Source organism: Caulobacter sp. DWP3-1-3b2, from assembly GCF_049896325.1.
Lineage (GTDB): Bacteria > Pseudomonadota > Alphaproteobacteria > Caulobacterales > Caulobacteraceae > Caulobacter.
Genome location: NZ_JAFCUB010000028.1, coordinates 43,588 through 53,344, shown reverse-complemented (window position 1 = coordinate 53,344; position 9,757 = coordinate 43,588). Strand labels below are relative to the sequence as shown.

Here is a 9,757-nt window from a genome sequence, read left to right as displayed (position 1 = left end):
GGCGTCTGACGCTGCCACGGACCGCCTCTGGCGGCCGCGTCGCGGCGGCGCTCCGCCCCATCCTTGACATCGTCAGACGCCAGAGCAAGCTCGCCATCAAGGTTTCAAGGCGCGGCCTCGCCGACGCGGACGGTGGCTCGCCGGCAGGGCCTGGGCCGTCATGCGGGGAAATCTGACGTGGAAACATTACCGTTCGACCCGGCCGACTATCTGGAGAGCGAAGAGGGCATCGAGGCCTATCTTGCCGACGCGCGATCGTTCGGGTCGCAGGCCCTGTCGGAGGCCGTCGAGGTTGTGGCCCGCGCCAGGGCGCGGACGTCGACCAAACGCGCCTTGCCTCCCCAGAGCGGGGGAGGAAGGAGGCTTCAGCTAAACCCCCTTCTCCAGCACCACGAACTCCAGCGCCTGCCGCGGCGTCCCGAACCGTTCTCCCACCGGGAACGGCTCGCGTTCGCCGGTCAGGGCGTAGCCGCGGCGCTGATACCAGGCGATCAGGGTGTCGCGCAGGTGGACCACCGTCATGCGGACGCGCTTGGCGCCCAGGCGGGCGGCGTGGGCCTCGGCCTGGGCCAGCAGTGCGGCGCCGAGCTTGCGGTCCTGGAGGTCGGGGCGGATGGTCAGCATGCCCAGGTACCAGACGTCCTCGCCCGGACTGTCGCCGTCCGGCTGCAGCCAGACACAGCCCAGCAGGGGGCCGTCCGCCGCGTCGCGTAGGGTCAGCAGTGTGGCGCCCGGAGCGTCGGCCAGGTCCTGGCGGAGGCTGTCCAGGTCGATGCGCTGGCCGTCGATATAGCCGGCCTCGGTGGTCCAGCCGGCTTGCGCGCCCTGGCCGCGATAGGCGCTGTTGACCAGGGCCACGAGGGCGGGGAAGTCGGTCTCGGCGGCGGGGGCGAAGATCATGGGTGGAGGTTTAGCGGGTCGTGGCCTTCTGCTTAAGCCACCTTTTCTCCGCTCATCCCGGCATCCGCCGGGACCAGAGGATTTTTGTCAGGCCGGCGGCGGCTTGCGACCCCGGGCCTGGTTCCAATAGCGGCCCGAGGCGCGTTTGACGACGCCGGCCTCGCGCTGCAGGAATTCCCAGGGATGGAAGGCCAGGCCGACGGTGTCGGCCATGGCGGCGCCGCGCTCGCCCATCGGCTTTTCGGGGCCGGTGGTGGAGTCGATGGCGGTCTGGTGCTCGATCTCGGCGTTCAGCTCGGCGCCGACCAGCACGGTCATGATCGAGAACCACATCCAGACCATGAAGGCGATGATGGCGCCCAGGGGGCCGTAGGTGGCGTCATAATGGGCGACGGTGTTGACATAGAGCGAGAAGCCCAGCGAGCCGATCAGCCAGGCTGCGGCGCCGAACACCGATCCCCAGATCACCCAGCGCCAGCGGGGACGGGCGCGGCAGGGCGCGAAGCGGTAGAGCATGGCGAAGGCGCCGGTCGTCACCACCAGCACGATCAGCCAGCGCAGGGGGATCCAGATCACCGCCGCGCTGCTCAGACCCACATGCTCCAGCACGATCGGCGCGCCGATCAGCACCCCGGCCAGCACCCCCGCATAGAGCAGGGCGCAGAAGGTGAAGGCGTAGGTCCACGCGGTCTTGGTGACGAAATTGCGCTTGTCGTCCTCGTCATAGGCGACGTTCAGCCCGTCGAAGAGCGCCTTCATGCTGGCGTTGGCGCTCCACACCGACAGCAGCAGGCTGACCACGAAGGCGACGCCCAGCTTGGTCTGTTCCTGGCTGGCCAGGCGCAGCATCTGCTCGCCGACGATGTTGACGACGCTGGCGGGGAAGACGCTGGACATCTCCCGCAACTGCTTCTCGACCGCCCCGACGTCGGCGAACAGGCCGTATAGCGACACGAAGGCGCCGATGGCCGGGAACAGGGCCAGCAGGGTGTAGAAGGTGACGCCCCCGGCCACGGCCGGCAGGCGGTCGGCCTCGATCTCGCGGAAGGTGCGCCACAGGATGTCGCGCCAGCCCAGCATCGGGATGTGGTGGGGATGGTGGGCGGCGCGGCCGCGCAGGGGTTCGACCTGGTCGAAGTCGTGCGGCGGCATGGCCCGGTCCTCGGACAGGCCGGGCGGGTTCTCGATGGGCGTTTCGCTGGGGAGGCGGTCGGCGGCGCCCGTGGGGCCGGGCGCGCGGCGGGGCAGGGCGAAGGGCGCCAGGGCCAGCAGGGCGATCCACGGGGCCAGGTGATAGGGGCGCGAGGCGATCCACGACCGGAGGGGGCGTCGCGGCGCTTTATCTGTCATGGTGTGGCCCTCCGGGGGAGGAACTCGCCGGGCGCCGCTCCGTTCCTGCGCCGGTCTTACCCTGTTTCGCGGCTTGCCAAGCCCTGAGTCGTCATCGACCTTGCCGGCCATGCAAGCGCCAACACCGCAGGCGAGTATCGTCAGCCTCTACCGCCACCCCGTGAAGGGGTTCACGCCCGAACGGCTGGCGGCGGCGCAGCTGGTGGCCGGCGAATGCTTTCCGTGCGACCGGCTCTATGCGGTGGAGGACGGGCCCAGCGGCTTTGACCCCGACGTGCCGGCCCATATCTCGAAGATGAAGTTCACGGTGCTGGCCAAGATCCCCGCCGTCGCCATGGCTCGCACGGCCTATGACGACGCCACCGGCCTGCTGACCGCCAGCGCCCAGGGCCAGCCGGACTTCGCCGGCGACCTGCGGGGCGAGCCGGGGCGGCGCGGCTTCGAGGCGTGGCTCGAGGCTTTGTTGGGCGACGCGATCAGGGGTCCGCTGCGAGTGGTGGAGGGGCCAGGCGACTACCGGTTCATGGACAGCCGGTCGGGCTATGTGTCCATCGTCAATCTCGCCAGCGTCCGCGACCTTGCGGCCAAGCTGGCCCGCCCCGTCGATCCGCTGCGGTTCCGCGCCAACCTCTATGTCGAGGGCTGGCCGGCCTGGATCGAGAACGACTGGACCGGCCACGCCCTGCGGGTCGGGGCGGCGCGGGCCCAGGTGCTGAAGCCCATCGTCCGCTGCGCGGCCATCCATGTCGATCCGGTCACCGCGCAACGCGACATCGAAATGGTCAAGGCGCTGTTCGACCATTACGGCCACATGTTCTGCGGAATCTATATGAAGGTGGAAGAGGGCGGGACGGTGCGCGAGGGGGATGGGGTGGGGCTAGTCTAGCCCTGGCAATCGGCGCGTGGCGTCCATGTTCTGATGCAGAATTCGGACGATCTCCACCACACCGGCTTCAAGACGATAGAAGATGACGTGCGATCCGACGGGTCGCTTGCGAAAGGCGTGGTCAGGCGCCTCAAGCACGGTTCCGACGCCAGGGTGCTCGGCGATCAAGCCGATGGTGGCGCGCAGGTCATGAAGGTAGCTTGCGGCCCGCCGCGCACCCCAATGGTCGCGTGAGTAGTCCCAGATATCGCCGAGATCACGCCGGGCGCCGTGCGAAAGCCGATAGGCCTTCACTCCGCTAAGCTTCGCTTTCGCCTTGCAGCTTCTCCGCGATAAAGCCGTCGAAGTCGAAGTCGTGGATGAACCCGCTCGCCACGCCTTTGGCTAGTTCGGCTCTTAGCGCCGTCATACGCGCTTCCTGGTTCTCCAACAGACGCAGGCCCGCCCGCACGACCTCGCTGGCCGAGCCGTAGCGTCCTTCTCCGATCTGGCCTTCGATGAAGGTCTGGAAGTGGTCACTAAGAACGATCGAGGTATTCTTGCTCATCGGATCCTCCGAGCCACATATTACCAAAATCTGGTACCAAACTCAAACTCGCCCCGGCGCCGCCGACGCGCTAAGGAGCCGCCCATGACCCTGACCCTCGTCAAAGCCTGGACCGCCGCCAAGGAACGTCTGAAGACTGTTCAGATCGATCAGCCGGCGATCGACGCCCGCCTGCTGCTGGAAGTGGCCGCCGACGTCACGCGCACCGACATCATCACCGATCCCTACCGCGAACTGACACCAGACCAGGAGGCGACGCTCGACGACTTCCTGAACCGTCGCGCTCGGCGCGAGCCGGTCAGCCACATCATCGGCCGCAAGGGGTTCTGGAAGATCCTGCTGCAGGTCAACAAGAACGTCCTGACGCCGCGGCCCGAGACCGAGGTCATCGTCGACGAGGTGCTGAAGGCGTTTCCGGAGCAGATCAGCTTCAACATGCTCGACCTCGGCGTCGGCTCGGGCACGATCCTGCTGGCGGTGTTGGCCGAGCGGCCGGCCGGCAAGGGGCTGGGGATCGACGTCTCCGAGGAGGCCCTGGCCGTGGCGCGTGAGAACGCCGCCAATCTGGACCTGGCCGGCCGCGTGGCCCTGATGCGCGGCGACTGGACCAACGGACTGGGCGACGACAGCTTCGACCTGGTGGTCTCCAACCCGCCCTATATCGCCACCCACGTGATCGAGACCCTCGAGCCGGAGGTGCGCGACCACGAGCCGCGCCTGGCCTTGGATGGCGGTCCCGACGGCCTGGACGCCTACCGCTTCCTGGCCGGCGAGATCCTGCGGGTGCTCAAGCCCGGCGCGATGTTCGCCGTCGAGATCGGCTACGACCAGTCCGAAGCGGTCGAGACACTGTTCAAGGAAGCCGGCGGCCAGAACGTACGGACCATCAAGGACCTTTCGGTCCACGACCGCGTTGTCACCGGCACGAAATAGGCGGGCCGGCGAGAGGGTCGAAAAATCCCTTGGAAAGCCCGGCGTGAGGCGCTAGACGGATAAGGTCTCCTTCCAAAACGCCGGGTGACGGGAAAAGCGGTCGTCTTCGATGATCGCAAGGCTCCCCCGGCAGGCGCGAACGGCCCAACAGGCTGATCGCCGCGCCCGAACCGGGCGGAGGCTCTACGGAAACCAGCGTCTCTAGACAATCGAAGGCCGAACCGCAGGGTTCCACCCCGCTCGAAGAGACCAAACAGCCGGACGTGACATTGATCGCCGCCGGACAGGTTCAGAAGAGAACATGAGAGATTTCAAGGGCATGAAGCGCCAGCGCGGCCGCAATAATCGCGGCGGCATGGTGAGTGGCGGCAAGCCTCAGCAGCACAACGCCAACCGGGCCTTCGATTCGAACGGCCCCGAAGGCGTGAAGGTGCGCGGCGCCGCCCAAGGCGTTTATGAAAAGTACCAGCAACTGGCCCGCGACGCGACGTCGTCCGGCGACCGGGTTCTGGCCGAGAACTATCTGCAGCACGCCGAGCACTATTTCCGCGTGTTGCGGGCCATTCAGCCGAATCGCCCGGTCAGCGACATCATCGGCAAGGACGCCTATTCGGCCTACGAGATCGACTTCGAGGCCGAGCCGGAAGAACAGCCCGAGATCCCCGAAGTCGTCCAGACCGAGACCCAGGGCGACGGCGAGAACGGCAACGACGGCCAGACCAACGAGGGCCGCCGCGACCGCTTCGAGAACCGGCCGCGCGACGACCGGCCGCGGGACAACAATAACAATAACAACAACCAAAACCGAGACCGCTTCGACGGTCAGGGCCAAGGTGGCCAAGGCCAGGGTCAAGGCCGCCGCGACCGTTGGCGCGAACGCGACGAGCGTCCGCGCGACGACAACCGCCCGCGTGATGACCGCCCGCGTGATGACCGTCCTCGTGACGACCGGCCCCGGGAAGATCGGCCTCGTGATGATCGTCCGCCTCGTGATGATCGTCCGCCACGTGAAGAGCGTCCCCGTGACGACCGGCCGCGTGAGGAGCGCGCGCCGCGCGAAGATCGTTTCCGTGACGAGCGCCCTCGCGAGGACCGCGTCCGTGAAGACCGTCCCGCCGTCGTCGCCGAAGCCGTCGAGGCCGCGCCGACCGAAGCCCGCCGCGAGCGTCCGCGCCGCGAGCGCGCGCCCCGCGACCGTGATCCGATGGCGGTGATCGAGCCCCAGGCCACGCCGCTGACCAGCGAGGCTCCCTCCTCGCCGCTGCTGCGCAGCCAGGACGGCGATGTCAGCCACGCCCCGGCCTTCCTGGGCCGCAAGACGCCGCGCGCGGAGCCCGCCGCGGACGCCGGCCCGGTCTCGACCTCATCGGTGCTGGCCGCCGACGCCGAGGCCGCCCCGGCAAAGCCCAAGCGTCGCCGCGCCCCACGCAGCTTCGAAGGCGCCGCGCCTGGGTCGGACGACGCCTGACCGCCGTGCCGTGACCGCCATCGGCGTCTGATCCTCCGCCGCAGGCGGGGGATGATGCTGTGCCTGCCCGAGCGCCTGCGGCCGCCCCGCCGATGCGACGTGAGGGGTTGAAATGGCGGAAGCTTTGTCGCTAGGGATTTGGACCCTTTCGGAAAGACCGTCGGAGACCCCATGCGCCCGGTTCTGCTCCTCCCCCTCGCCGCCCTGACCCTGTCGGCTTGCGCCTATAATCCCGAGTTGGGTCGCCAGCAGATGACCATCATCGACGACGCCAGCTTGGCCAAGGCCGGCGAGCAGGCCTGGAGCCAGGCCCTGGCGACCAGCAAGGTCAGCCCGGACAAGGCGGCGACCGCCCGGGTGCGGGCCGTGGGCCAGCGCGTGGTCGACGCGGCGGGGCTGGGCGGCCGGCCGTGGGACTATGCGGTCTTCGAGGATACAGCCCCCAACGCCTTCGTGCTGCCCGGCGGTCATGTTGGGGTCACCACGGGCCTGGTCAAGTTGGTCGACAATGACGACCAACTGGCCGCCGTGATCGGTCATGAGGCCGGTCACGTCGTCGCCCACCACGCCGCCGAGCGACAGTCGCAGACCGTGGCCTCGAGCCTGGTGCTGGGCGTTCTGGGGGTGGCGGCCGGCTCGTCAGACGCGGCGCGCGCGATCAACAGCTATGGCGCGACGGGCGCGAAGTACGGCTTCCTGCTGCCGTTCTCGCGCAAGCAGGAGTTGGAGGCCGACCGGTTGGGGGTCGATTTCATGCAGCGGGCCGGTTACCGGCCGCGCGAGGCGGTGGTGCTGTGGACACACATGCAGGCCCAAGGCGGTTCGAACAGCCCGCAGTTCGCCTCGACCCACCCGTCGGACGCCTCGCGGATCGCGGCGCTGCAAACATATATCGCCGGCCGCGGCTGGTGACGCTTGTGTGGCCCATCGGCCACACTACATCCCCTGAAGCCGCGTTGCGCTTGATCAAGGCGACGCGGCCGGATCCGCCGACATTGGGGATATCATGAAAATCGACCTCTATTCCGACCGCGCCAAGACCGCCGTGCAATCCGCTCAAAGCCTGGCGCTAGCCCGGGGCCATCAGCAGCTCGGCCCTGAACACCTGCTCAAGGTGCTGCTTGAGGAGAAGGACGGCCTCAGCCGCGCCTTGATCCAGAGCGCCGGCGGGCGGCCCGACGCCGCCGACGCCGCGACCGACGCCCTGCTGGCCAAGACGCCGCGCGTCGACGGCGCGGGCGGCCAGCTGTTCATGAAGCCGGACACCGCACGGGTGTTTGACGCGGCCGAGACAGGCGCCAAGAAGGCCGGAGACGCCTTCGTCACCACCGAACGCCTGCTGATCGCCATCGCCAAGGAAGGCGGCGACGCGGCCAAGATCCTAAAGGACGCCGGCGCTAGCGCCCAGGGCCTGGAGACCGCCGCCGCCGCCGTTCGCAAGGGCCGAACCGCCGACAGCGCCTCGACCGAGGACGGCTATGACGCCCTCAAGCGCTATGCCCGCGACCTGACCCAGGCGGCTCGCGATGGCAAGATCGACCCGGTGATCGGCCGCGACGAGGAGATCCGCCGCACCATCCAGGTGCTGAGCCGCCGCACCAAAAACAATCCCGTCCTGATCGGCGAGCCCGGCGTCGGCAAGACCGCGATCGTCGAGGGCCTGGCCCAGCGCATCGTCGAGGGCGATGTGCCCGAAAGCCTGAAGGACAAGAAGCTGCTGTCGCTGGACATGGGCAGCCTGATCGCCGGCGCGAAATATCGCGGCGAGTTCGAGGAGCGGCTCAAGGCCGTGCTCGGCGAGGTCACCGCCGCCGAGGGCTCGATCATCCTGTTCATCGACGAGATGCACACGCTGGTTGGGGCCGGCAAGAGCGAGGGGGCCATGGACGCCTCCAACCTGCTGAAACCCGCCCTGGCGCGCGGCGAGCTGCACTGCGTGGGCGCCACCACGCTGGACGAGTACCGCAAGCACGTCGAGAAGGACGCCGCCCTGGCGCGCCGGTTTCAGCCGGTGTTCGTCGGCGAGCCCACGGTGGAGGACACCGTCTCGATCTTGCGCGGGCTGAAGGAAAAGTACGAGGTGCACCACGGCGTGCGGATCTCGGACTCCGCCCTGGTCGCCGCCGCCACCCTGAGCAACCGCTACATCGCCGACCGCTTCCTGCCGGACAAGGCCATCGACCTGATGGACGAGGCCGCTAGCCGGGTGCGGATGGCGATCGACTCCAAGCCCGAGGAACTGGACGAGATCGACCGCCGCCTGGTGCAGCTGAAGATCGAGCGCGAGGCGCTGAGCAAGGAAACTGACGCGGCCTCCAGGCAGCGCCTGGAAAACCTTGAAGTCGAAGTCGATGACCTGCAGTTCCGCTCCGACGAGATGACCGCCCGCTGGAAGGCCGAGAAGGACAAGGTCGGCGGCGCCGCCCAGGCCCGCGAGGCCCTGGACCGCCTGCGCGCCGATCTCGCCTCCGCTCAGCGGGCCGGCGACTTCGCGCGGGCCGGCCAGATCCAATATGGCGAGATCCCCGCCCTGGAGCGCCGTCTGGCGGAAGCCGAGAGCGGCGAGGGCGGGACCCAGAAGGCCCTGACTCCCGAGGTCGTCGACGCCGAGCAGATCGCCGCCGTGGTCAGCCGCTGGACGGGCGTGCCGGTTGAGAAGATGCTGGAAGGCGAGCGCGAGAAGCTGCTGAAGATGGAGGACGCCCTGCGCGGCCGCGTCGTCGGCCAGGACGAGGCGCTGGAGGCGGTGTCCGACGCCGTGCGCCGGGCCCGCGCGGGCCTGCACGACCCGTCCAAGCCGATCGGCTCGTTCCTGTTCCTGGGTCCGACGGGCGTGGGCAAGACCGAGCTGACCAAGGCCCTGGCCGAGTTCATGTTCGCCGATGAGCATGCGATCACCCGCATGGACATGAGCGAATACATGGAGAAGCACTCGGTCAGCCGGATGATCGGCGCGCCCCCCGGCTATGTCGGTTATGACGAGGGCGGGGCCCTGACCGAGGCCGTGCGCCGGCGGCCCTATCAGGTGCTGCTGTTCGACGAGATCGAGAAGGCTCACCCGGACGTTTTCAACGTGCTGCTTCAGGTGCTGGATGACGGCCGGCTCACGGACGGCCAGGGTCGGACGGTCGATTTCAGGAACACCCTGATCATCATGACCTCCAACCTTGGCTCGGAATATCTGGCCGGTCAGGAAGACGGTTCGGATGTGGAAGAGGTGCGGCCTCTGGTGATGAACACGGTGCGCGGCCACTTCCGTCCCGAGTTCCTCAACCGGATCGACGAGATCATCCTGTTCAAGCGGCTCTCCCGCGCCAACATGGGCGACATCGTCCGCATCCAGCTGCAACGGGTCGACAAGATGCTGGCCGAGCGTCGCATGACGCTGTCGCTGGATGCCGGCGCCCTGCAGTGGCTGGCCGACAAGGGCTATGATCCGGTCTATGGCGCGCGCCCGCTCAAGCGGGTGATCCAGAAAGACCTGATCGACCCAATCGCCAAGCGGCTGCTGGCCGGCGAACTGGAAGATGGCGGCGTGATCGCCGTAGGGACCGGCGACGGTGGCCTGGCGATCGGCAAGGCGACCCTGCAGTAGGCTTGCGAGGCTTCAGCGGGGCGGACGTGATCATCGTCCGCTCCGCTGAAGCATTTTTCGAGCGAAGTGGTTCCGGTT

The 9,757-nt window shown here is 68.2% G+C and carries 9 protein-coding genes; 5 read left to right on the top strand and 4 right to left on the bottom strand.

Going from position 1 to position 9,757, the window contains the following annotated elements; all coding sequences use genetic code 11:
* Positions 1–369: 369 nt before the first annotated feature.
* Together ACP7AG_RS16140 and ACP7AG_RS16135 are read right to left on the bottom strand one after the other, a co-directional pair.
* Positions 370–900 carry a GNAT family N-acetyltransferase gene (locus ACP7AG_RS16140; protein WP_426032029.1) on the bottom strand — a complete coding sequence of 177 codons (531 nt, stop codon included), beginning with the start codon at positions 898–900 and terminating at the stop codon, positions 370–372.
* Between the two features lie 87 nt (positions 901–987).
* The gene (locus ACP7AG_RS16135) at positions 988–2,250 is read right to left on the bottom strand and encodes a YihY/virulence factor BrkB family protein (protein WP_426013209.1); all 1,263 of its coding nucleotides are present in this window, start codon (positions 2,248–2,250) and stop codon (positions 988–990) included.
* A gap of 109 nt (positions 2,251–2,359) precedes the next feature.
* Between ACP7AG_RS16135 and ACP7AG_RS16130 the strand changes: the two genes are divergently transcribed.
* Complete coding sequence (locus ACP7AG_RS16130; RefSeq protein WP_426032027.1) at positions 2,360–3,136, top strand: MOSC domain-containing protein; 777 nt, start codon at positions 2,360–2,362, stop codon at positions 3,134–3,136.
* Here the strand turns inward: ACP7AG_RS16130 and ACP7AG_RS16125 are convergent.
* Complete coding sequence (locus ACP7AG_RS16125) at positions 3,128–3,430, bottom strand: type II toxin-antitoxin system RelE/ParE family toxin (protein WP_426032025.1); 303 nt, start codon at positions 3,428–3,430, stop codon at positions 3,128–3,130. The two genes, ACP7AG_RS16130 and ACP7AG_RS16125, sit on opposite strands and share 9 nt — an antisense overlap.
* Before the next feature lie 4 nt (positions 3,431–3,434).
* Positions 3,435–3,683, bottom strand: a complete 249-nt coding sequence (locus tag ACP7AG_RS16120) for a type II toxin-antitoxin system ParD family antitoxin (protein WP_426013203.1) — start codon at positions 3,681–3,683, stop codon at positions 3,435–3,437.
* A gap of 84 nt (positions 3,684–3,767) precedes the next feature.
* On the opposite strand from ACP7AG_RS16120, the gene prmC reads away from it, so the two are divergent.
* The 4 genes from prmC to clpB all read left to right on the top strand — a co-directional run bounded on the left by prmC (position 3,768) and on the right by clpB (position 9,679).
* Entirely contained in the window at positions 3,768–4,616 is an 849-nt protein-coding gene (gene prmC, locus ACP7AG_RS16115; RefSeq protein ID WP_426032023.1) for a peptide chain release factor N(5)-glutamine methyltransferase, read from the top strand.
* 301 nt (positions 4,617–4,917) lie between these two features.
* On the top strand, positions 4,918–6,084 hold the full coding sequence (locus ACP7AG_RS16110) for a DUF4167 domain-containing protein (protein WP_426032021.1): 1,167 nt from the start codon (positions 4,918–4,920) through the stop codon (positions 6,082–6,084).
* Between the two features lie 171 nt (positions 6,085–6,255).
* Positions 6,256–6,996 (top strand): M48 family metallopeptidase, encoded by a 741-nt coding sequence (locus tag ACP7AG_RS16105; protein ID WP_426013199.1) that lies wholly within the window; start codon positions 6,256–6,258, stop codon positions 6,994–6,996.
* 94 nt (positions 6,997–7,090) lie between these two features.
* Complete coding sequence (clpB, locus tag ACP7AG_RS16100) at positions 7,091–9,679, top strand: ATP-dependent chaperone ClpB (RefSeq protein ID WP_426013197.1); 2,589 nt, start codon at positions 7,091–7,093, stop codon at positions 9,677–9,679.
* The last annotated feature ends 78 nt before the right edge of the window (positions 9,680–9,757 follow it).